Source organism: Micromonospora thermarum (assembly GCF_012034245.1).
In the GTDB taxonomy this organism is placed as follows: domain Bacteria; phylum Actinomycetota; class Actinomycetes; order Mycobacteriales; family Micromonosporaceae; genus Micromonospora; species Micromonospora thermarum.
Map to the genome: position 1 here is coordinate 57238 of NZ_JAATEO010000012.1, position 22477 is coordinate 79714.

Annotated in this window: 19 protein-coding genes, 1 pseudogene and 1 riboswitch; of the genes and pseudogenes, 6 read left to right on the top strand and 14 right to left on the bottom strand. The window is 75.7% G+C overall.

What is annotated here, in order from left to right; translation table 11 throughout:
• Positions 1-155 precede the first annotated feature (155 nt).
• The 3 genes from HCJ94_RS13110 to HCJ94_RS13120 are packed head-to-tail and all read left to right on the top strand — an operon-like array spanning position 156 to position 3933.
• On the top strand, positions 156-1853 hold the full coding sequence (locus HCJ94_RS13110; protein WP_309227250.1) for a ferric reductase-like transmembrane domain-containing protein: 1698 nt from the start codon (positions 156-158) through the stop codon (positions 1851-1853).
• Positions 1850-3319 (top strand): NADH-quinone oxidoreductase subunit NuoF family protein, encoded by a 1470-nt coding sequence (locus HCJ94_RS13115; protein ID WP_168001281.1) that lies wholly within the window; start codon positions 1850-1852, stop codon positions 3317-3319. The genes HCJ94_RS13110 and HCJ94_RS13115 overlap by 4 nt, the downstream gene beginning before the upstream one ends.
• A 23-nt stretch (positions 3320-3342) precedes the next feature.
• Positions 3343-3933, top strand: a complete 591-nt coding sequence (locus HCJ94_RS13120) for a TlpA family protein disulfide reductase (protein WP_168001282.1) — start codon at positions 3343-3345, stop codon at positions 3931-3933.
• A 116-nt stretch (positions 3934-4049) separates the two neighbouring features.
• On the opposite strand, the gene serS is transcribed toward HCJ94_RS13120, so the two are convergent.
• The 5 genes from serS to HCJ94_RS29615 all read right to left on the bottom strand — a co-directional run bounded on the left by serS (position 4050) and on the right by HCJ94_RS29615 (position 9386).
• Complete coding sequence (gene serS, locus HCJ94_RS13125; RefSeq protein WP_168001283.1) at positions 4050-5333, bottom strand: serine--tRNA ligase; 1284 nt, start codon at positions 5331-5333, stop codon at positions 4050-4052.
• Between the two features lie 118 nt (positions 5334-5451).
• Positions 5452-6507, bottom strand: coding sequence for a DNA polymerase III subunit beta family protein (locus HCJ94_RS13130; RefSeq protein ID WP_168001394.1), 1056 nt, complete (start codon positions 6505-6507; stop codon positions 5452-5454).
• A 47-nt stretch (positions 6508-6554) separates the two neighbouring features.
• Positions 6555-7733, bottom strand: coding sequence for a saccharopine dehydrogenase family protein (locus tag HCJ94_RS13135; RefSeq protein ID WP_168001284.1), 1179 nt, complete (start codon positions 7731-7733; stop codon positions 6555-6557).
• Positions 7734-7821: 88 nt separating this feature from the next.
• Entirely contained in the window at positions 7822-8994 is a 1173-nt protein-coding gene (locus HCJ94_RS13140; RefSeq protein WP_168001285.1) for a zinc-dependent alcohol dehydrogenase, read from the bottom strand.
• The gene (locus HCJ94_RS29615; RefSeq protein ID WP_373684290.1) at positions 8991-9386 is read right to left on the bottom strand and encodes a hypothetical protein; all 396 of its coding nucleotides are present in this window, start codon (positions 9384-9386) and stop codon (positions 8991-8993) included. Before HCJ94_RS29615 ends, HCJ94_RS13140 begins: the two co-directional genes overlap by 4 nt.
• A 163-nt stretch (positions 9387-9549) precedes the next feature.
• Here HCJ94_RS29615 and HCJ94_RS13150 point away from each other — a divergent pair.
• A pseudogene (locus tag HCJ94_RS13150) lies at positions 9550-12533 on the top strand (helix-turn-helix transcriptional regulator).
• Positions 12534-12611: 78 nt separating this feature from the next.
• Here the strand turns inward: HCJ94_RS13150 and HCJ94_RS13155 are convergent.
• From HCJ94_RS13155 to HCJ94_RS13170, 4 genes are all read right to left on the bottom strand, one after another.
• Positions 12612-13160, bottom strand: coding sequence for a DsbA family protein (locus HCJ94_RS13155; protein WP_168001288.1), 549 nt, complete (start codon positions 13158-13160; stop codon positions 12612-12614).
• Positions 13161-13343: 183 nt separating this feature from the next.
• Positions 13344-14030, bottom strand: coding sequence for a BON domain-containing protein (locus HCJ94_RS13160; protein WP_168001289.1), 687 nt, complete (start codon positions 14028-14030; stop codon positions 13344-13346).
• 173 nt (positions 14031-14203) lie between these two features.
• On the bottom strand, positions 14204-14611 hold the full coding sequence (locus HCJ94_RS13165) for a hypothetical protein (protein WP_168001290.1): 408 nt from the start codon (positions 14609-14611) through the stop codon (positions 14204-14206).
• A gap of 116 nt (positions 14612-14727) precedes the next feature.
• The gene (locus HCJ94_RS13170; protein ID WP_168001291.1) at positions 14728-14874 is read right to left on the bottom strand and encodes a hypothetical protein; all 147 of its coding nucleotides are present in this window, start codon (positions 14872-14874) and stop codon (positions 14728-14730) included.
• A gap of 479 nt (positions 14875-15353) precedes the next feature.
• Here HCJ94_RS13170 and HCJ94_RS13175 point away from each other — a divergent pair, with 479 nt between their 5' ends.
• Entirely contained in the window at positions 15354-15716 is a 363-nt protein-coding gene (locus tag HCJ94_RS13175) for an STAS domain-containing protein (RefSeq protein ID WP_168001292.1), read from the top strand.
• Between the two features lie 27 nt (positions 15717-15743).
• Here the strand turns inward: HCJ94_RS13175 and HCJ94_RS13180 are convergent, their stop codons facing one another.
• A complete protein-coding gene (locus HCJ94_RS13180; RefSeq protein ID WP_240944188.1) occupies positions 15744-16007 on the bottom strand; it encodes a hypothetical protein in 264 nt (87 codons plus the stop codon).
• Positions 16008-16302: 295 nt separating this feature from the next.
• Between HCJ94_RS13180 and HCJ94_RS13185 the strand changes: the two genes are divergently transcribed.
• The gene (locus tag HCJ94_RS13185) at positions 16303-16758 is read left to right on the top strand and encodes an SRPBCC family protein (RefSeq protein WP_168001293.1); all 456 of its coding nucleotides are present in this window, start codon (positions 16303-16305) and stop codon (positions 16756-16758) included.
• Positions 16759-16809: 51 nt separating this feature from the next.
• On the opposite strand, the gene HCJ94_RS13190 is transcribed toward HCJ94_RS13185, so the two are convergent.
• The 4 genes from HCJ94_RS13190 to HCJ94_RS13205 all read right to left on the bottom strand — a co-directional run bounded on the left by HCJ94_RS13190 (position 16810) and on the right by HCJ94_RS13205 (position 22337).
• On the bottom strand, positions 16810-17856 hold the full coding sequence (locus HCJ94_RS13190) for a coiled-coil domain-containing protein (protein ID WP_309227264.1): 1047 nt from the start codon (positions 17854-17856) through the stop codon (positions 16810-16812).
• 17 nt (positions 17857-17873) lie between these two features.
• Positions 17874-18005: riboswitch (cyclic di-AMP (ydaO/yuaA leader) on the bottom strand.
• Positions 18006-18157: 152 nt separating this feature from the next.
• The gene (locus HCJ94_RS13195) at positions 18158-19075 is read right to left on the bottom strand and encodes a cation diffusion facilitator family transporter (protein WP_168001295.1); all 918 of its coding nucleotides are present in this window, start codon (positions 19073-19075) and stop codon (positions 18158-18160) included.
• An 87-nt stretch (positions 19076-19162) separates the two neighbouring features.
• A complete protein-coding gene (locus HCJ94_RS13200) occupies positions 19163-21280 on the bottom strand; it encodes a HelD family protein (protein ID WP_168001296.1) in 2118 nt (705 codons plus the stop codon).
• A gap of 118 nt (positions 21281-21398) precedes the next feature.
• Positions 21399-22337, bottom strand: coding sequence for an alpha/beta fold hydrolase (locus tag HCJ94_RS13205; RefSeq protein ID WP_168001297.1), 939 nt, complete (start codon positions 22335-22337; stop codon positions 21399-21401).
• Positions 22338-22477: the final 140 nt, after the last annotated feature.

The following is a 22477-nucleotide window of genomic DNA, read 5'->3' on the forward strand; positions in this document are numbered from 1 at the left end:
TCAATGTATGCGCATTCATCACTGCGTCGGTCGGTCGCAGGCGCGTACACGCGCCGGATGGCCGGTCGGTTCGACGGCCCGCGCGGAAATTCTTGGCCGACCGGTGATCCGGTGGCCCGGCCCGTCCGTACTGGAGGAGGGAGCAGGGTCGGCCGGTGGCGCGCCACCGCGAGACGATCGAGGAGCAGATGGCCCCGGCACAGCAGAAACAGAAGGCGGCGACCGTCCGGACCAGCACCAGCCGCCGGGGGGTACGCGCCCCGTCGCGGTCCGCGTTCGTCCTGTTGACCGTCTCCGCGCTCGCCGCGTTGTGGGCCGTCACCATGCTGACCGGCGTGGGCGGGGCGATGTACTCGTACGGCTTCTTCTTCACCGAGTTCTTCGCCGGGGTGATCGCCCTGGTGTCGCTCAGCCTCACCGTGATGCTGGGACTGCTCGCCACCGACCGGCTCGTGCTGATGATCCGGCACCGGGTGCTGCTCCAGTCCGCGCACCGGGCGACCGGCGTCCTCGGCGTCGCCGGGCTGGTCTTCCACGTCATCACGAAGATCGCCACCGGGCGGGCGGGGAGCACCGACGCGGTGGTCCCGTTCGTCAGCGGGCGCGGGCTCTACGTCGGCCTCGGCACGGTCGCCGGGCTGCTGATGGTGAGCGTGCTCTGGACCGGCATCATCCGCGCCCGGTTCGCCGGGGTCGGTCCGAAGTGGCTGTGGCGGACGCTGCACTCCGCCGCGTACGCCGCATGGCCGTTCGCGATCTTCCACGGCCTCAACGCCGGCCGGCCGGCGAAGCCCTGGGTGGTGTTCAGCTACCTCGCCTGCGTGCTGCTCGTGGTGCTGGCGCTGCTGGTCCGGGCCTCGGTGTACCTGGGCCGGCGCAGCCGGGAGCAGCACCAGGCCGCCGCGATGAACAAGGCGATGACCGCGCGGGTGACCGAGGACGGCAAGGGGCGTCAGCTCCTCGGCGCGCTCGCCCGCAAGCGCGACGGCGACGACCGGCGCGAGACGCGGGGCGGGCGGGCGTCGACGTGGTCCGAGACCACCCTCGCCGGCTCCTGGAGCGCGCCCGGCAGCCGCCGCCGCGATCCCGAACGGTTCACGGTGCCGGTGGTGCCGGAGCCCGGTTCGCTGCGCGAGCCGGCGCCGAGCCGTGGCCGCCGCGACGAGGTCGAGCCGGCGCCGGCCCGCCGCGGCGAGCGGCCCGCCCGCCGCCGGTCGGAGGAGCCGGCGCCCACCCGGTCCCGGCGGCGCACGGAGGAGCGCGAGCCCGTGGTGGCCCGCCGCGACGAGGAGCGGGTGCCCCGGCGGCGCGAGGACGAGTACGAGTACGAGTCGCGGTCCCGCCGGCGCGACGAGGAGCCGGTCGGCCGGCGCCGGCGCGACGACGACGAGGTCCGCCCCTCCCGCCGGCGCCGGGACGAGGTGGACGCCGGCACCCGGTACTCGGTGCCGCCGGAGCGCCGCCGCGACGAGCCGGAGGAGCCGTGGACCAGCCCGCGCCGCTGGGAGACCACGACGCCGATCTCGGCCGGACCGATCTCGGCGGGCCCCGTGTCGGCCGGGCCGATCTCCGGCGGGCCGGTCTCCGGCACCCCGGTCTCGTCCGCGCCGCGCAGCGGCGGCGGCCGGCACAGCGCCGAGGATGACGTGCCGGAGGAGGCGGACTACTGGCGGCCGCCGGCCCGCTACATCCCGGAGGACGTCCCGCTGCCCCCGGACGACACCCCGACCCTGGTCGACCTCGCCTCCCGGCGGGCCCGCCGGGAGGCCAAGGACAGCCGGCGGCGGCGCCGGGCGAGCGCGGACGCCGTCGACACCGCGTACTGGGCCGGGCTGCGGGGTGAGGCCAAGTGATGCGGACGACCGTGCCGCCGGTCGCGTGCGTCGGCGAGCCCCGGCTGACCGCGGGCTTCGCGGAGTTCGGCCGGCTCGACCTGTTCGCCCACGAGGAGGTCCACGGCCCGATCGGGCCGATGGAACCGGCGAACCTGCTGCGGCTCGCCGAGGGCATCCAGCTCAAGGGCAAGGGCGGGGCCGGCTTCCCGTTCGCCAAGAAGCTGCGGGCCGTGCTCGAGTCCTGCGAACGGCAGGACGCCTCGGCGATCGTCGTGGTCAACGCCACCGAGGGTGAGCCGGCCAGTTGGAAGGACAAGGTGCTGCTCACCCGCGCCCCGCACCTCGTCCTCGACGGCGCGGCGCTGGCCGCGTACGCGCTGGACGCCGACGAGATCATCATCGGCGTGGCCGACGACGGGGTGGGCCAGGAGTCCCTGATGGAGGCGCTGGGGGAGCGGCGGATGCCGGTGCCGACGAGTGTCGTCACGGTGCCGCACCGGTTCATCTCCGGCGAGGGCGGGGCGCTGGTCAACGGGATCAACGGCCTGCCGCACATCCCGCCGGGCACGAAGAAGCGCTCCAGCGACTCGGGTGTCGGCGGCCTGCCCACCCTGCTCTCCAACGCGGAGACGTACGCCCAGCTCGCGATCGCCGCCCGGCTCGGGCCGTACGAGTACGCGGCGCTCGGCACCGACGACGAACCCGGCACCGTGCTGCTCACCGTCACCGGCGCGGCGAAGCGGCCGGCCGTCGTGGAGTGCGCCGCCGGCACGCCGCTGCGGGAGATCCTCGACCTGTGCGAGGTGCCGGACGGGGCGGGCATCCTCACGGGCGGCTACCACGGCAAGTGGATCACCCAGGAGGCGGCGGACCGGGCCGAGATCTCCCGCAAGGGGCTCGCCGCCGTCGGCGGCACGCTCGGCGCCGGCATCATCGTGGCCCTCGGCCCGGACACCTGCCCGCTCGGCGAGGCCGCCCAGGTGGTCCGCTACCTGGCCGGCGAGTCCGCCGGCCAGTGCGGGCCCTGCAAGATGGGCCTGCCGGAGCTGGCCCGCTCGGTCGACCTCGCGGTCTCCGGTAGCGCCCCGGTGGAGGTCGTCCGGGCCGCCGCCGGCGACGTCAAGGGCCGCGGGGCGTGCAGCCACCCGGACGGTACGGCCCGGTTCGCGCTCTCCGCGATGGAGGTCTTCGCCGAGGACCTGCGGCTGCACGCCACCGGCGACGGCTGCGGCAAGCGGGTCAAGGGTCTGATGGGGCTGCCCGGCGCGCCCGACCCGAACCCGCAGAAGCTGATGCTCGACTGGTCCCGCTGCGACGGGCACGGGCTCTGCGCGCACGTCGTGCCCGACTTCATCCGTCTCGACGCCAACGGGTACCCCGCGTTCCCGGCCACGCCCGTGCCGACCTGGCTCCGCGAGGGGGCGCTCAAGGCGGTCAAGGTCTGCCCCGAGCTGGCCCTTCGGCTGGCCAAGGCCGAGTCGTGACCCCGTACCGAAGGGAGGCCCGGATGCGGACGCTCCGGCGCGGCACCATGGCGGCCGTGCTGGTGGCCGCCCTGCTGGGCACCGCCGCCTGCGGCGGTGACGGTGCGACCACCGCCGCGACCGGCGACGTGGCGTCCCCGACCCCCGCAGCCGCTACGCCCGCCGCGACGGGCTCGCCCTCGGCGGCGAGCGCGTCGCCGCGGCCCGCCACCGTGCCGGAGACGCTGCGCTTCACGGCGAAGACCCTCGACGGCGCGGCCTTCGACGCCGCCGCGCTGGCCGGCAAACCGGTGGTGTTGTGGTTCTGGGCGCCCTGGTGCGCCACCTGCGCGAGTCAGGCGTGGACGGTCGCCGAGGTGGCACCCCGGTACCGCGACACCGTGCCCGTCGTGGGCGTCGCCGGCCTCGGGCAGCAGAAGGCCATGAAGGACTTCGTCACGGAGTTCGAGCTGGCCGGGGTGCCGCAGCTCGACGACCGGGCGGGCGCGCTGTGGCGCCGCTTCGAGGTCGCCGAGCAGAGCACCTTCGTCATCCTCGACCACACCGGCCGAGTAATCCACCAGGGCTTCCTCGACGGCGAGGACCTAACCCGCCGCCTGGCGTCCCTCGCCTGACCCAGTCCCCGCTCCCCGCTCCCCGCTCCCCGCGATCTTGCACTTGTGGCCCTTGATCTGTCCCGTTCGCGGCTTTCGTCGGGGCGGAAAGTGCAAGATCGCGGCGGAGAAGGGGGTCAGCGGGGGGTGAGGCGGTCGGTACCTACGCGGTTCTGGAGGGGCTCGGGGATCACGACGCTGCCGTCGGGCTGCTGGAACTGCTCCAGGATCGCCGGGAAGAGGCGGCTCGTCGCCAGGGCCGAGCCGTTGAGCGTGTGCACGAAGCGGGTCTGCTTGCCGCCCGGCTCCCGGTAGCGGATCGCCGCCCGCCGGGCCTGGTAGTCACCGGCCCAGGAGACCGACGACACCTCCTTGTACTTGCCGGTGCTCGGCATCCACACCTCGATGTCGAGGGTCTTCTTCATCGCCGCGCTGGCGTCGCCGGCCGACAGCAGGCTGCGCTGGTAGTGCAGCCCCAGCTTCTCCACCAGGCTCTCGGCGTGGGCGACCATCTCCTCGTGCGCCGCCTCGGCCTGCTCCGGCAGCGTGAACTGGAAGATCTCCACCTTGTTGAACTGGTGGCCGCGCACCGTGCCGCGCTCGTCCGAGTGCGACCCGCCCGCCTCCCGGCGGTAGCAGGGGGTGTACGCGAAGGCCTTCAGCGGCAGCTTCGCCGTGTCCAGGATCTCGTCCTGGAACGCCCCGAGGATCGCCGTCTCGGCGGTCGGCAGCAGGAACTGCCCGCGCGGCGCCGACGCCCGGTCCACGTGGTAGACGTCCTCGGTGAACTTCGGGAACTGGCCGGCGGCGAAGCCGGCGCTCTCCAGCAGCAGGTGCGGCGGCAGCAGGAACTCGTAGCCGGCCTTGACGTTCTCGTCGATGAAGAAGTTGAGCAGTGCCCACTCCAGCCGGGCGCCCACGCCGGTGTACATCCAGAAGCCGGAACCGCCGAGCTTGACGCCCCGCTCGTGGTCGACCAGCCCGAGCATCCGGGACAGCTCGACATGGTCGCGGACCTTCTCGATCGCCGGAGGCTCGCCGAACGTCTTGACGACCCGGTTGGCCTCCTTGCCGCCGGGCACGACGTCGTCGGCCGGCAGGTTGGGCAGCTCGCTCATCCGGTCGCGCAGGCGGGCCTGCGTCTCGTCCAGCTCGGCCTCCAGCTCGGTGAGCCCCTTGCGGCCGGCCTCTGGGGCGGCGACCTCGGGCTCCCGGCCGGCGCGCTTGGCCTCCGCGTACGCCCGGGCCTCGGCCTTGCGGCGCTGGCGCTCGCCGTCGATCTCGGTGATCAGGCTGCGCCGCTGCTGGTCCAGCTGCTGGATCTCGTCCAGCGCGCGGCTCACCTCCGCCGGGTCCATCCGCTTGGCCAGCGCGGACGCCACCGCGTCGCGATCCTTCCGGATCAACTCCATGTCGAGCATGCTGCTCCGTACGCCTCCGTCCGGACGTCAGGTGGACCTCCAGATGCTACCGTCGCGCCCCGGTCGCTCCGGGCCCGGTCTCGTCGCCGGCGCCGGGCGCCCGGGCCACGACGGCCCGTCAGAGGCGGATCGGCATCAGGATCGAGAAGGCGTCGGCGTCGTCCGGACGGCGGACGGCCAGCGGCGCGATCGGGCCGTCCAGCTCCAGGACGAGCTGGCCCCGGCCGCCCGCGTCGAGGGCCTGGAGCAGGTAGCCGGCGTTCACCCCGATCCGGAACGCGTCCCCGGTCAGCTCGTCCTCGCCGTACAGGCGTACCCCGCCCCGGCCGTCCGGGCCGAGCACACTCACCGGCAGCGGGGCGCCACCGTGCTCCCGGTGGACGACGGGAGCGTCCGGGCTGGTGAGGGCCGCGCGCAGGGCCGCCACGTCGACGGTCGCGCGGTGCGCCGGGCCGCCGGGCGTCGCGCGCAGCAGGCGCCGGTGGTCCGGGAAGTCGTACGGCAGCGTGTCGGCGTCGACCGTACGCCCGGCGACCGTGACCGCGACGGTGCCGTCGCCGACGGTCAGCCGCACGTCCCCGGCGGTGTCGAGCAGCGCGCGTGTCGCGTCGATGAAGCCGGCCGGGACCAGGGCGCGGACGGCCGGCCCGTCCACGTCGGCGCCGACCCGGGCCAGGGCCATCCGGTACCGGTCGGTGCCGACCAACTGCACCCCGTCGGTGTCCACGTCGAGGAGCACACCGGTCAGCGCCGGCAGGTCGGGATCGGTGCCCACCGCGAAGCGGACCGCGTCCACGGCGGCGGCCAGGTCGGTGCCGGACAGGGTGAGGTGGGTGGTCATCGGCTGCTCCTCGGGATCGACGAGGGTACGGATCCGGGAGAGCTCGCGGCGGGCATCGGCGAGACCGTCCTCGAGGCGGCGCAGGTGCGCGTCCAGCAGCCGGTGCGCGACCGCCGGCTCGGACCGCACCGCCGCGGCGATCTCGGGCACCGGCATGCCGACCCGGCGCAGCCCGGCGACCAGCCGGGCCGGACGCACCTGGTCGTCGGTGTACCACCGGTAGCCGGTCACCGGGTCGACGCGGGCCGGCACCAGCACCCCGGCCGAGTCGTAGAACCGCAGGGCACTGACGGTCAGCCCGCTGGCCCGGGCCAGCTCACCGATGCTGCGCAGGTCGCTCTCCACGGCGGTCGATCCTGTGTCCTCGAGCAGGTCGAGGGTCAAGCCGCGGCGCGCACGCGGAAGTCGATGCCGGCCTTCTGGAGCCGGTCCAGCAGGGCGTCGCCCATGGCCGTCACCGGGGTGACCTGGCCGGACGTCGGGGGCAGGTCGTCCAGGGCGAGGCAGAGCGCCGACTCGGCGAGCATCTTCGCGGTCTCGTCGTAGCCGGGGTCGCCGCCGGACACCTCGGTCTCCACCCGCCGCCCGCCGCCCTCGGCCAGGAACCGCACCCGGAACCAGGAGCGGGCCCGCTGCTCGGGGCTCGGGCCCTGACTCGAGGAGAGCCGGCCGAGCAGCCAGCGCCGGGTCGGCGGCACCTTCACGAGACCGACCAGGGCACCCAGCCCGGCCACGCCGGCCAGCACGGTCGGCAGCCGCTTCACCGCCGCGAAGTGGCGGTACCGGAAGTCCGGGCCGTACTCCGGCCGGGCGGCGGCCGAGCGGCGCACCACCTGCGGGTCGATGGTGGGCAGCGGCACGGTCCACATGCGCAGCTCCGGCGACCGGGCGATCCGGCCCGGGACCGCGCGGACCCGCCGGCCCTCCGGGCGGGGCTCCACCGCCCGCCGGGCCTTCGCGGCGCGGCTCATCTCACCGGTACGGGAGAACGCGGTCAGCGCCGAGTGGTACGTGCCGGCGGAGGGCCGCCCGCCCGCGCGGACGAAGCCGTCGACGGTGACCGGGACGTCCGCCGGCAGGTGCTTGAGGGTGAACCAGACGCCCACGTCGTACGGGATCGAGTCGAACCCGCAGGTGTGCACCAGGCGGGCGCCGGTGCGGACCGCCTCGGCGTGGTGCCGCACGTACATCAGGTCGACGAACTCCGGTTCCCCGGTGATGTCGAGGTAGTCCGTGCCGGCGCGGGCGCACGCCGCCACGAGGGGTTCGCCGTGGTGGACGTACGGGCCGACGGTGGTGGCGACCACCCGGGCGCTCTCGGCGACGGTCCGCAGTGACCCGGGATCGGTGACGTCGGCGGTGGGCAGGGGCAGTGCCGCCAGCTCCGGGTCGATCGCGGTGAGCCGCTCCCGGACGGCGGCGAGCTTGGTGGGGTTGCGCCCGGCCAGCGCCCAGCGCAGCCCGGCGGGCGCGTGCCGGGCCAGGTACTCGGCGGTCAGCCCTCCGGTGAACCCGGTGGCGCCGAACAGGACGAGGTCGTACGTCCGCTCCTCACGCATCCGCCGAGTCTGCCACCCCGCCCGGCTCGCGTCGCCCCCCGCCGTCCGCGGCGGCGACGCGGGACGCCCGCTGCGGTGCGCACCGGCCTCACGGGGCGGCCGGCAGGTCCGGGCTGAGCACGGTACGCACGCAGCCGTCACGCCGGTCGCGGAACAGCGCGTACCCGTGCGCGCCCTGCTCCAGCGGCATCCGGTGGGTGGCCAGGTGCTCCGTCCGCAGTTCGCCGCGCGCCATCCGCTCCAGCAGCATCGGCACGTAGTTCTGCCCGTGCTGCCGCGCGCCCCGCACCGACAGCCCCTTGGCGCTGACCGCGCCCAGCGGGAAGGCGTCCACGTGCCCGTCGAACTCGCCCAGCACCACCACCGTGCCGCCCTTGCGGCACGCGTGCACCGCCTCGCGGACCGCCGGCGGCCGCTCCGCCGCGCCGGTGAAGCGCTCCGCGAGGGACCGGATCCGCCCGTCCCAGGCCGGCCCGACCGCCTCCACACACACGTCCGGGCCCCGCCCGCCGGTCCGCTCCCGCAGCTCGGCGGGGACGTCGGCGTGGCGCGGGTCGATGGTCTCCGCGTCGCTGTGCCGCTCCGCCATCCGCAGCCGGTCGTCCTGGTCGTCGACGACGATCACCCGATCCGCCCCGAGCAGCCCGGCGGCCCGGGCGGTGAGCTGCCCGACCGCCCCGGCGCCCCACACCGCCACCACGTCGCCGGGGCGTACCCCGCCCACGTCGGCGGCCATCCAGCCGGCCGGGGCGGCGTCGGAGGCGAAGAGCGCCCGGTCGTCGCTGACCGTGTCGGGCACGCCGAACGCGCCGACGTCGGCGTACGGGACGCGCACGAACTCGGCGTGGCTGCCGGCGAAGCCGCCCGTCGCGCGCGGCCGGCCGAAGACGCCGGGCACCGGGTGCCCGTACGTCGCCTCACCCACCTCCGGCTCGGGGTTGCCGTTGTCACAGCACGACGGGAGCCCGCCCTGGCAGTACCAGCAGGTGCCGCAGGCCACCGAGGCGCTGACCACCACCCGGTCACCGACCCGGTGGCGGCGCACCTCCGGCCCCACCTCGACGACATCACCGAGGAACTCGTGCCCCAGCACGTCCCCCACCGACACGTACGGGGTCCGCCCGGCCAGCAGCGGCAGGTCGCCGCCGCACGTGGCGCTCTGCCGCACCCGAACGATCGCGTCGTGGCCGTTGCGCAGCTCCGGGTCGGGCACCTGCCGTACCGCCACCTGGTCGACGCCCGTCCAGCACAGTGCCCTCATCCCGCCCGCCCCCGGTCCATCGGCGTCCGGTCGGCGCGCAGCACCTCGCCGGTCTCGGCGAGCTGCTTGGCCTGCCGCAGCGCGGCCCGGACCGCGCGGGCGGGATCGTCGCCGACGACGTGCGCGGCGAGCCCCGGGAGCGGGACGCCGGGGCGGGGCCGGGCGGCCAGTTCGGTGCCCCGGCAGCCGGGTGCCGGCCGTACCTCCACCTGGATGGCGCCGCCGAGCCGGCGCAGGGGCTCCGGCCACCGCCCGCCGGGCAGCACCGTGCCGGGTGCCCGGTCCACCGTGACCACCTGCCAGCCACCCGCCGGGTTGCCGCGGACTCCGGGGCCGCCGGCCGGACGTCGGCGCGTCCGGCCCCGGAGCACACGCCCGGACACCGCACCCACCGCCGCACCCGCGAGGGCGCTGCCGGCCACCGTCGCGATCCGTCCCACCTGTCCCTCCCGTCCCGATCCGAGCGCGTCCGGGCACCGTGCCGCGGCGCCCGGCGGGCGCACGCGTACCGCAACATTCGCCCCGGGCGGGGTGAAGCGTGCTCCCCCCGAAGGGGTGAACCGCCGTCGGTCGGGTAACCGCCGGCCGCAGGACCGGGGGAGTGGGCGCGTCCATGGGGGTGGGGCCGGGTGCCGGAGGACCGACGGGAGACCGCAGTCGTCACGGGACCGGGAGCGCCGCTGCTCGCATCCCGGCTCAGCCCACCCGCGCTGCCCGAACCGGTGGTGCTCCGGCCCCGGCTGCTGCGGGCGCTGGACGACGGGACCGCCGCGCCGCTGACCCTCGTCGCCGCGCCGGCCGGCTGGGGCAAGACCACCCTGCTCGCGTCGTGGTTCCGGGCCGCCGGGGCGGCCGGCCGCGATCCGGTCCGGGGCGGCCCGGTGACCGGGGCCGCCGACGGGGCCCGGGACGCACCGCCGACCAGCGCCCCACCCGGGGACTTCGGCGCGGCGGGCCCCGACCCGGACCGGGAGCGGCCCGACCTGGGGTGGGTGTCGGTGGAGGCCGGCGACGACGGCGACCGCCTCTGGTCGTACCTGGCGGCGGCCCTGCGGCGCGCCACCGACCCCGGCGACGGTCCGGCCGAGCCGTCGGTGCCCGAGCGTTCCCCCCGCCCGGACCAGCTGGAGTTGCTGGCCGCGGCCCTCGCCGGTCGGGAGCGGCCGGTGCTCCTGGTCCTGGACGACCTGCACCGGATCACCGACCCGGCGGCGGTCAGCGGGTTGGAGTTCCTGCTCCGGCACGCCGAGCAGCGGCTCCGTCTGGTGGTCGGCGCCCGGGCCGGGGTGCCGCTGCCCGTGCACCGGTGGCGGCTGGCCGGGGAGCTGACCGAACTCGGCCCGGACGAGCTGGCGTTCACCGGGGACGAGGTCGCCGACCTGCTCACCGCGCACGGGGCGGTGCTTCCGGCGGCGGCCGTACGGCGGCTGCGGGAACGGACCGGCGGCTGGCCGGCCGCGCTCCGGTTCGCCGCGCTCGGCCTGCGGGGCCAGCCCGATCCGGCCCGATGGGTCGAGCAGTTCGGCGGCGACCAGCCGGACGTGGCCAGCTACCTGCGGGAGGAGGTTCTCGCCGGGCTGGACCCCGGACACCGGGAGGTGCTGCGTCGCGCGGCGGTGGCGGACGCCGTCTGCGCCGGTCTCGCGGCCGCGCTCACCGACCGCCCGGACGCGGAGGCGGCGCTCGCCGCCCTGTCCGGCGACGGGGGCCCGTTGCGCCGGGACGACGGCCGCCCGCCCTGGTACCGCTGCCACCCGCTGCTCGCCGACCTGCTGCACGCCGAGCTGGGCCGGCTGCCCGCCGACGAGCAGCGGGACCTGCACCTGCGCGCCGCCGGTTGGTACGCCGACAACGGGCGGCCCGCCGACGGGCTGCGCCACGCGCTGGCGGGCGCCGACTGGGCCCGGGCCACCGAGTTGTTCGTGGCGAGCTGGCCCGAGCTGGCCCCGTACGACCACGAGGGTTCGACCCGGCCGGCGCCCGCGTCCCCGCCCGCGGAGGTCCTGGCGGCCGACCCGGAGTTGGCGCTGGCCTGCGCCGCGGAGCGTGCCCACGCCGGGGACGCGCCGGCTGCGGTCGGGTACCTGCGGTCCGCGGCGGAGGCCGGCCGGTCGCTGCCCGTGCCCCGCCGGGGGCGCTTCGCCCGGCTGGCCACGGCGGTCGAGCTCGCGGTGGCGCGGCTGTCCGGCGACCTCCCGGCGGTACGCGACACCGCCGCCCGCCTGCTCGCCACCCGCCCGGCGGCCCCGGCCGGGATGCCGGAGTCCCCCGGGGCGCCCGCGCCTCCGCCGGGTGGTGCCGGCCCGGCGCCCACGGTCGACCGGCTGCTCGCGGCGCCGGCCCCGCCCGCCGAGCCGCGCGGAGCGGCCGCCGAGGACACCGACGTGCGGGCGGCGGCCGGCACCGCCCTCGGTCTGGCCGACCTCGCCGACGGCGACCTGCGCCGTGCCGAGTCGCATCTCGGCGCCGCACTGGCGGCGGCCCGGGCCGCCGGCCGGACGCGGACCGAGCTGGTCGGCGCGAGCCGGGTGGCCCTGCTGTACGCCGTGCGGGGGGCGCTGCGCGAGGCCGAGGCGCTGGCTCGGGAGGCGCTCGCCCTTCCGCCGTGCCAGGGGTGGTCCGGCCGGACCGACTGCGGGTACGCGTACCTGGCGCTGGCCGTGGCGGCGGTGCACCGCGACCAGCCCGAGGAGGCGGAGGCGGACCTGGCGCTGGCGGAACCGGCGACCTGGGAACCCGAGGCGGGGGCGGTCGCCGCGTTGTGTCGGGCGTACCTGCTCCGGGACGCCGGTGATCTGGCGGCCGGGCACCGGGCGCTCGTCGCCGCGCGGGATCGGCGGGCCGGGCGTGCTGGCGCCGGGGAGCTGGACCGCTGGCTGGTGGCCGCCGAGGCGGACCTGCGCGCGGCTCGGGGCGACCTGGACGCGGCGCGGGACCTGCTCGGCGGCGACGACGGGGATCCCGCCCTGGCGGTCGGCCGCGCCCGGGTCGAGCTGCGCGCCGGGGACGACCGGGCCGCCGAGGCCGTCCTGCCCGACTGGCCGGCCCCGGAGGCGGACGGCTGGCCGCTGCACGTACGCCTGGAGGCCGCCGTGCTGGAGGCGGTGCTCGCCGGGCGTGCGGGCGACGAGCGGCGGGCCCGGCGGGTGCTGGAGCGGGCCCTCGACCTGGCCGGACCGGAGGGCATCCGCCGGCCGTTCACCCGCGCCGAACCCGGGGTGCGTGACCTGCTCGCGGCGCACCTCGACACGGGGACGGCGCACTGGCCGACGGTGAGCGACCTGGTGCGCGAGGCCGACGAGCCGGTGGAACGGGCGCCGGCCGAGGCCGGCCCGGCGGCACTCGACGAGCCGCTCACCGAGCGGGAGCTGACCATCCTGCGGTACCTGCAGAGCATCCTGTCCAACGTGGAGATCGCCGCCGAACTGTCCCTGTCGGTCAACACGGTCAAGACGCACGTACGCAACATCTATCGCAAGCTGGACGCCACACGGCGCCGCGAGGCGGTGCGGCGCGCCCGCGACCTGCGGCTGATCTGACCGGCGGCGGGTCGGCACGACGGCCCGCACGTCGCGGTGTCGGGGCGACGTGCGGGCGGTGGGTGGATCGTCCGGCGGTCACGGGGGCGCGGCGGCGTCGACGGCGGCGAGCAGGTCCGCGAGGTCGCAGCCGCCGTCGTGGCGGACGTCGTTCACGAACAGCGTCGGGGTGGCGTCCACGCCGCTGTGGATGCCGCCGACGAAGTCGCGCCGCACGCGGTCGGCGTGGGCCCGGCGGCCCACCTCGGCGCCGATCTCGTCCGCGGGCAGCCCGACCTGCTCGACGCCGAGCGACAGGTGCACCGGGTCGAGCTGGTCCTGGTGCTCGAAGAGCCAGTCGTGCAGGTCCCAGAACCGCCCGCGCGCGGCGGCGGCCTCGCCCGCCTCGGCGGCGCTCTCCGCGTACGGGTGCACGTTGGCGATGGGGAAGTGCCGGTAGACCAGCCGTACCGTGTCGGCCCGCTGGCGGAGCAGTTCGGCGAGGTTCGGGTACGCGGCCCCGCTGAACGGGCACTGGAAGTCCCCGTACTCGACGATCGTCACCGGCGCGTCCGCCGGTCCCCGGACGTGGTCGGTCTCGGTCACGGGTGTGCGCAGGCGGGCGGTGACCTGAAGCGGTGTGGTCATCGCGCCACCCCCCGCCGATCCGAGCGACGGCGGCGTACCCGCAGGGTGGACCCGGGTGCCGCGCACCCGGGACGGAGCCCGTTCGGATCAGTCATGACTCCCACGCTCGCCCGGGCCGGGGTGAAGGTGGCTCACCCGGGCCGGGTGGTTCGCCGCCGTCCGGCCCGGGCCGTCGGCGTGGCGTCACCGCAGCACCGGGGCGACGGCGACCTGGTTCTGGACCTCCCGGACGCCGGGCGCCGACCAGACGATCCGCTCCACCTCGGCCCGCTCGGGCATCGAGTGGACCAACCCGCCGAGCACGACGGTGTCGCCGTGTACGCGGACCGTGATCCGCTCCGCCTCGGTGGCGCGGTTGCGGGCGAGCGCGTCGACGATCCGCTCGGCGAGCCGGTGCCCGTCGGCGCGGGCGGCCGGGCGGACCGAGAGACCGTTGCTCACCCCGCGGACGCCGGCCAGCCGGGCCACGGCGCGTTCGGCGGCCCGGCGCTGGTACTCCCAGTCGACCTCGCCGTGCAGCGTGACCGAACCGTGCGACACGCTCACGTCGATCCGGTCCACCGGGACGAACGCGTTCCACTCCAGGGCGTGCGTGGCCGCGGCGGCGAGATCCGGATCGGGGCGCTCGGCGCCGGCGCCGATCTGCACGGTGAGGTCGTTGGCGACGGCCCGCACCCGGGGGACCCGGTGCGCGGCGCGTTCGGCGGCCCACTTGCGGGCGTAGCTGTCCACCCGGCCGGTCAGGGTCACCACGCCCTCGGACACGGTCACACCGATCTCGTGCGGCTGTACCCGGGGCTCGAAGGTCAGCTCGTCGAGCACGGCGGCCTGGATGTCCTGGTCGGTGCGGCTGACAGTCACGACGGTCATCGCTGGCTCCTTCCTCGGTGACAGGCGCGCGCCCGTCCGGAACGATCCTGTCCGGGCCGGGGGTGAGGCGCCCTCGCCCGGGACGGGTGACGTGGGCGCCGGGAGCGCCGGTGTGAACGCGACGGGCCCCGGACGATCGGTGTCGTCCGGGGCCCGCCGGTGTGTGTGTTGGGTCAGCCGTCCAGGCTGGCGGGGGAGTTGGGTCGGTCCACGTCGACGAACTCGATGTCGTCGACCGACCGGTCCGAGTGGCTGCCCACCGCGCGCGCCGCGGTGCCGGCGGCCCAGCCGATCGCCGCGCCGACCAGGGCGGCGCTGATCAGCAGGGTCCACGGCAGCGCCGGCCGCCGGCCGGCGAGGGCGTCGAAGGCCAGGGTGGCGCGGCGCCGGGCCTCCTCGGCCGCCGCGCCGACCAGGTCGCTGGCGTCGTCGGCCAGGTCGGTGCCGCCGCGGCGGGCGGAACGGGCGGTGTCACGGACGCTGTCCCCCGCGGAGCTCACCGCCGAGACCAGGTGCTGCCACGCCTGATCCGCGATCCGCTCCGGCCTGCCACGGCGGTCCAGCAGCTTGGTTCCGAACATCGTCTACCTCCTCGGGGTGCCGAAGCGGCGGCCACCTCGGACCTTGGCGTCTCTCCGGCGTGTCGCGGTCCTCCTGGTCGGGCATTGCCCCGGGACGGCGCGCCGCAAACCGGGCGTCAGCGGAGGGCTACCACCGCCGTCACACCGCGCGCGAAGTCGTCGTCATCGTCATCGTCGTCGTCCCCGCCGCCACCGAAGCCGCAGGCCAGCATGAGGGCGAGCAGCGCGCCGACCCCGGCCAGCGCGGCAAGTCTCCGGATCATCGATCGTCCTCTCCGTCGCGGTACCGTCCTGCCCGCCGATGCTAGGCACGCCGCACAACCCCACGGGGCAGCCGCGCCGGCCCCGCCGTGCGCACCTTGCCGGCCACGTGTGGGGCGCCGAGCGCTCCTTGCCGGCCATGCGGCGGCCCCTCGGCCGCCGGGCCGTTCGCCGACCGCCGAGCACCCGAATTCCCGGGCCGACCTCGCGTTCCATCGAGCGCACGCGATCCCGGGCCACGCCGGAGAGGTCGGGTTGCGGCCCGAATGGCCGAAGCCCGCTACCCTGGTTCGGCGACGTCAGCGTCCGCTGATCGTTGGGAAACAGAAGGTGAAATGTCCGGACATAGGCGGTTTGGTGCCCCGGACCACAAGAATTGCTCATCCCGAGGGGTGGCGACCGAGGGCGTCGGAGGAATACTCTCGGTCGCGGCCCGCGTACTGATGAGGCGCCCGTCGGACGGGCGAGTGGAGGTGCTCGCGTGAGCCTGTCGATCGTGAAGTCGGTGCTGTCCGGGGGTGTCGTCGAGATCTCGCCGCGCGGCGAGATCGACGTCGACACCGCGTACGAGGTGCGCGAGGCGATCGCCGAGGTCCTGGCCAAGGGGCGCCCCACCCGCATCGAGCTGAACATGCGGCTGGTGACCTTCATCGACTCCGTCGGCATCAGCGCGATGGTCGCCGGCTTCCAGACCGCCGAAGTCAGCGGCGTCAAGCTCGTGGTCACCGAGCCGAGCCGTTTCGTGCACCGCCAGCTCTGGGTGACCGGCCTGCTCGGGCTCTTCGGCGCCCCCGAGCCCTACTACGCGGGCGCCCCCGCCCCGGAGGTCCTCCCCGGCGCCTGAGAGCCTGTCGGGCACCCCGCAGCGGCGTCAGTCCGGGTCGAGCCCGGTGAGGTCGATGTCGCTCACCTCGGTGACCGCCCGGACGGCCGTCACCGACGCGTACCCCTGGGCGAGCAGCGCCACGTCGGTGCCCGTCTGCGCCGCCTCACCCGGCTCCTCCAGCGCCGTCCGCACGAAGCCGTGCCCCGACTCGGCCACCGTCATCTGCACCTGACCGAAACTCGCCAGCCGGCCCCGGCGTACGCCGCGCAGCCGGGCGAGCGGCACGTCCGGGGCGTTGACGTTGAGCACGCTCTCCAGCGGTCCAGCCGTGAGCCGGGGCAGGGTGCAGGTGCAGCTCGGGTGCCTCGCTCGGCTGGTCGATCGTGACCGTGAGCCGCGGCGTCGGCGCGAAGACCATCACGTGCTCGTTCACCGGCATCGCCCTCCACCCGGATCGTCCACCACGGTCCGTCGTACCCCATCAGTCGACGGTAGTCGGACGGGTGGGTGAATACCCGCTGTCCGTGCGGTGTCGGGCCGGACGTTGCCAGCGTGCGCGCGGGTGGGCGACGATCGTGCGAGGCGACGACGGTGGGGAGACGGCGTGCTCAGGCGGAAGTCCTTCAGCTACACCGTCCAGGCGCGCTGTTCGCCGGCGGTCGCCGCCGAGGTGCTCGCCGACCCGGTCCGGCAGGTGGAGCTGCACCCGTTGATCGTCCGGGTCCGGCGGCTCAGACCCCGCCCCGGCGCCCACGCCAGCTACGCGATCACCGACCGGCTCGCGGTCGGGGCGTTGCGCCTCCCGATCACCTACCGGGCCGACGTGCTGGTCGCCACCGCCGACGAGGTGGTCACCGTCGCGCGGCAGTGGCCGGCGACGACCGTCCGCAACCGCACCCGGCTGCAGGCCGAGCCGGACGGTGTCCGCATCGACGTGGAGATCACCCTCGCCGCGCCCGCGCCGCTGTTCGGGTACGCCTTCGCGCAGGCCCGCGCGGCGCACCTGGGCCTCGCCAGCCGGCTCGCGGCGATGCTGGACGCCGGTCCGGCGGCGGACTGAGGGACGACGGCACGGGGCCCTCCGGCTGGGAGGGCCCCGGGCCGGACGCCATCAGTACACGGACAGGTGCACGTGGTTGGTGTGGTCGCTCGACGGGTCGCCGCCCGCCCCGCTGTACGACTTCCACCCGCTGCTGGGCAGCCAGATCTGCCGGTACCAGATCACGTAGAGCACGGCGAGCCGGTCGGCGTTCTTGACGAAGAACGCCGACAGGTTGTTGCCGTACGTCCGGTCGCCGCCGGTGGCGTCCCCGCCGAAGCCGTCCTTCTGCGCGGCGAAGTCGCAGGCCCGGCCCTTCGGGTGCTCGCCCGACCCGCCCGGGCGGTAGCAGGAGACGTACCGGGTGAACCCGGCCGCCTTGGCCTGGTTGAGCGCGTGCAGTGTGCGCGGGGTGATGCAGCCGTTCGCGGGCGTCGGGTCGTTGACGCTGCACGACTCCGCCGGCCAGGAGCCGTCCGAGTTGCGCGGGGCGGCCGTGGCCGTCCGGGAGGCGCTCCGGCTGGCGGGCGCGTCGGCCCGCGAGTTGGCGACCGTCAGCGCCTTCTCGGCCTGCTGCTTGCGCTTGGCCATCACCGCCTGCTGCTTGCGCTGTTCGGTGATCTCCACCTCCACCGCGAGCTTGGCCTTGGTGACCTGGTCGCGGGTCGCCAGCAGCTCGCGCAGGGCCTGGTCCTCGTTGGCCGCCACCGCGTCCAGCGCGGCGGCCCGGTCCATGAAGCCCTCCGGCGAGGTGCTGTTGAGCAGCGCCGACGCGGTGCCGAGCCGGCCGGTGCGGTACGCGAGGCCGGCGATCTCGCCGACCCGTGAGGTCCGCTCGGCGAGCTGGGACTCGGTGGTCTTGAGCTGCTCGGCGAGCTGCTGCTGGCGCTTGACCGAGGTGTCCAGGGCGCGCTTCGCGTCCAGGAAGCCCTTGCTGGCCGCCTCGAGCTGGGCGCGCAGGGCGGGCGTGCCGCCTTCCGGGTCCCCGGGTGCGGCGGCCTGGCGGGCCGGGGGAGCGGCCGCCGCGGGGGCGGCCGGCGCGGCGCCGAGACCGAGGGTGAGCGCCGCGAGGAGGAGGGCCGCCACGTGGGCGGCACGTCGTCGTCGTACGGGTGCCACTTCTGGCATCTATCCACATGTCCTTCCGTCAGCCGCCGACCGGGTTAGCTGACGGGTTCGGGACGGAAGATCCCTACCGCTCGACGCGGATGCACCCCAGGTACCTGGTTCCCCGGCTCGCCCTGCGGGCGATTAGGCGGCGGCCACCGCCGGCACCGGTGCGTGCCGCCTGGCGGAGGCCGGAACAGAGCCTACCGGTGCGGCTGGGGCAGGTGCAGCGGATGTGACTCAGGGTGTCCCTGTGGTCACTGTCTAATCTGACATAACCGGACAATAGTCGCTCAGATCGCGGATGTGTTCGTTACCACTCAACCGCCCCGCAGATCCCAGGCGCCGCACCCGGCTCGGTCTGCAACGTCGCGTGCTCGATGCGGAACTCCTCCCGCAGGGCGGCCCGCGCGGCGGCGAGGACGGCGCCAACCTCGGCGCCGGGCGCCAGGGTGAGGTGCGCGGAGGCCACCTCCATCCCGGAGGTGAGGGTCCAGACGTGGAGGTCGTGCACCTCGGCGACGCCCGGGACGGCGACCAGCCGGTCGTGCACGGCGGTGACCTGGAGGTGTTCCGGGGCGGCCTGGACGAGGATGCGGAGCGCCGCCCGCCCGAGCCGCCAGGTGCGCGGCAGGATGAAGGCGCCGATGGCGACCGCGACCGCCGGGTCGGCCCACCACCAGTCGGTGGCGGCGATGAGCAGGGCGGCCCCGATCACGCCGAGCGAGCCGAGCAGGTCGCCCAACACCTCGAGATAGGCGCCCTGCACGTTGATGCTCTCCCGGGCGCCGGACCGCAGCAGTGCGAAGGCGGCCAGGTTGGCGAGCAGGCCGAGGACGGCCACCGCGAGCATCGGGCCGGTCTGCACCTCCGGCGGGTCCCCGAAGCGTCGGACGGCTTCCACCACCACGTAGATCGCGACGCCGGAGAGCAGCACGGCGTTGGCGAGCGCGGCCAGCACCTCCAGCCGGTAGAGGCCGAAGGTGCGTTGCGGATCGCCGTCGTGCCGGCGGGTCGCGGTGAGCGCGGCGAGGGCCATGCCGATGCCGAGCACGTCGGTGAACATGTGCCCGGCGTCGCTGAGCAGGGCCAGCGAGCCGGTGCGGAACGCGGCCACGGCCTCCACCATCATCAGGGTGGCGAGCAGGGCGAAGGCCGCCCAGAGGCGTCCCCGGTGCCGCTGCGCCGCGTTCGCGACCGACCCGTGGTGGTGGTCATGACCTGCGCCCACGCGGACACCTTCCGTCACCCGTCCGGACCCGCGTCCAATCTATGCTCACATCGCTATGTATGCAACTGAGCGTCGGGCGCCCGACGCTCAGCCGGTCGGGTCGACCGTGGTGAGCCGCTGCGTGGCCCGGGACAGTGCCACGTACAGGGTCCGGACACCCGACCCCACGTCGGCCCGGATCTCGCTCGGGGCGACCAGCACGACCCCGTCGTACTCCATGCCCTTCGCCTCCAGGCTGGTCACCACCTGCAGGCGCGGCGTGCCCAGCCCGCCCAGCCACCCGGCGACCTCGTCACGGCGCGGCACCGGCGTGATCACACCGACCGTCCCCGCGACCTCGGCGAGCAGCGCGCTGGCCGCCTCCACGACCGACGTCTCCAGCTCGGCCGGCGGCACGACCAGCTCCACCGGGTCGACGCCGGTCGACCGGACGGCGGTGGGCAGCGGCAGGTCGGGGTCGAGCCGCCGGATCTCCGCCGCCGCCACGGCGAAGATCTCGGCCGAGTTGCGGTAGTTGGTGGTGAGCGTGAAGTGGTGCCGACGGCGGCGGCCGAGGGCCTGGTCGCGGGCCCGGACCAGTTCCTCCGGGTCGCCCGTCCACGCCGTCTGCGCCGGGTCGCCGACCACCGTCCACGACGCGAGCCGCCCGCGCCGGCCGATCATGCGCCACTGCATCGGCGAGACGTCCTGCGACTCGTCGACCACGACGTGGGCGTACTCGCGGTAGTCCTCGGGGCGCTGGCGGGCCGCCTCCCGGGCGGCGCGCTGCCGGTCGGCGAACGTGCTCAGCTCGCGCACCCCGCCCGCCACCTGGAACGGGTCCCGCTTCGGCTTCGCCGGCTTCATCGGCTTGCCGAGCAGGGCGTCCAGCTCGTCCAGCAGGGCGATGTCGGCGATGGTCAGCCCCTCGGGGTCCAGGGTGCGGTACGCGTCGGTGAGCAGCCGGATCTCCCGGCCGGAGAGCACCCCGCCCGCGTACCGGCGCAACCGGTCGGGGCGGGCCAGCCAGCCGAGCACGTGGCGCGGGTGCAGCCGGGGCCACCACGCCTTGAGGAACTCGCGGAACTCCGGCCGCTCGGCGATCTCGTCCTCGAACGCGCGCTGCTCCGGCAGGCGCGGGACGCCCAGCCGCCGGGCCTGCGCCCAGAGCGCGGCGAAGACACCATCGAAGCCGGCCCGGCGGACCTCGTTGCGCCGCGCGCCGCGCGGCAGCGCCCGGTCCCGGATCGCGTCCAGCTCGCGGCGGTCGATCCGCAGCAGCGCACCCCGGTAGAGCAGCCGCAGCTCGCCGGGGCCGCCCGGCACCGCGTCGCGGGCGGCCCGCTCCAGCACCCGCCGCATCCGCAGGGAGCCCTTCACGGCCGCCACCTCCGGCGGGTCGGTGCGGGTCGCGCGCGTCCCCGGGAAGAGGCTGCCGAGCGAGGCCAGCGTGGCGGTGTCCTCACCCAGCGAGGGCAGCACCGAGGCGATGTACTCGACGAAGACCGCGGACGGCCCGACCACCAGGATGCCGCCGCCGGCGTACCGGCTGCGGTCGGCGTAGAGCAGGTACGCGGCGCGGTGCAGGGCGACCGCCGTCTTGCCGGTCCCGGGACCGCCGGAGACGATCGTGACGCCCGAACCGGGGGAGCGGATCGCCTCGTCCTGCTCCCGCTGGATGGTGGCGACGATGTCCCGCATGCCGCGCCCGGTCGCCTTCGACAGCGTGGCCAGCAGGGCGCCGTCGCCCACCACCGTCATGTCCGGCGGCGCGGCGGCCGGGTCGAGCAGGTCGTCCTCGATGCGGGTGACCCGTTCGCCGCTCGACTGGATCATGCGGCGCCGGACGACGCCGAGCGGCTGCGCCGGGGTGGCCCGGTAGAAGGCCGCGGCGGCCGGGGCGCGCCAGTCCACCACCAGGGTGGCGGCGTTCTCGTCGCGGATGCCGAGCCGGCCGACGTGCAGCACCTGTCGGTCGTGCAGGTCGAGCCGGCCGAAGACCAGCCCCTCGTGCTCGGCGTCGAACAGGTGCCGGCGCTGCGCCGCGTGGAACACCATCGCGTCCCGCTCCACCAGGGCGCCGAAGTTCCCGACCCGGGCCAGCCGGTAGCCCTCCTTCTCCGCGCGGACCGCCGACCGGCGCAGTTCGGCCAGGCGCGCGTACACCCGGTCGAGGTGCCGCTGCTCGACGGCGATCTCGTGCTCCAGCGCGGTCTGGTCGGTCAACGCTCGCTCCTCCTGACGTCGGCGGCGAGGGCGGCGCGGTACGCGCGGCGGTACGCCGGCCAACCGCACGAGGGTACGGCCCCGGCGCCACCGGCGGCGCCGGAGGTGCGCGGACGCGCTACGCGGCCACCGCCGGCGGTCCGGCGTCGGCGGCGGCGGGGCGCTCGAGCACCCGGCGCAGCACCCCGGCCAGGGCGGCGTTCACCTCGTCGGGGCGCTCCATCATCAGCATGTGCCCCGCGCCCGGGCAGACGGTCAGCTCGGTCTCCGGCAGCGCGGCCGCGATCGACTCGGCGCACGGCGGCGGGGTCAGCCGGTCCCGGTCCCCGACCAGCGCGGCGGCCGGCAGGTGGGCCAGCTCGGCCAGGGTCTCCAGCCGGTGCTGCGCCCCGATCGAGGCCCGGAAGCCGCCGATCGAGCGCAGCGACGCGCGGGCCACCGCGGAGGTGACCAGACGGATGTCGGTCGGGTCGCAGTGGTCACCGAAGAGCATCCAGCGGATGCTCGGCCGCAGCGCGCGCAGCAGCGCCCGGGGCGGTCGCCAGGACCCGCACCGGGCCAGGACGCCGGCCCCGGTGGTCTCGGCGAGCCGGATCAGCCGGGCGATGCGGGGCGAGAGGCCGTAGACGGTGTGCGTGTGCCCCTCGGCGGTGGTGGAGACGAAGAGCAGCCCGGCGACGCGGGCGGCGAAATGTCCGGGGTGGCGGTGCGCGTACTCCATGATCGACATACCGCCCATCGAGTGACCGGCCAGCACGACCCGCCCGGCCGGGACCACCGCGTCGAGCACCACGGCGAGGTCGTCGCCGAGCTGGGCCAGGGTGGCGGTCGGCAGCGGCATGCAGCTGGACCGGCCGTGCCCCCGGGCGTCGTAGGTCACCACGCGCACCGCACCGGCGAAGCGTTCCCGCAGGTCGGCGAGTTGCCGGTGCCAGGCGCGCCCGTCCAGCGTCCAGCCGTGCAGCAGCACCGCCGTCACCTCGGCGTCGGCCGGACCGTCGATCTCCACGTGCAGGCGGACGTCGTCGGGCAGCCGTACCTCCCGTACCTCCGGCATCGCCACCTCCCCGGGCCGCACCAATCCGTCACACCGGGGATACCCGGTGGTAACACCGGCTACCCGTCATGACACCACGCCAACCGCGCCGGTGAGAAGATTCGGAACGCGGCCCGCGGGCCCACGCGTACCCGTCAGGC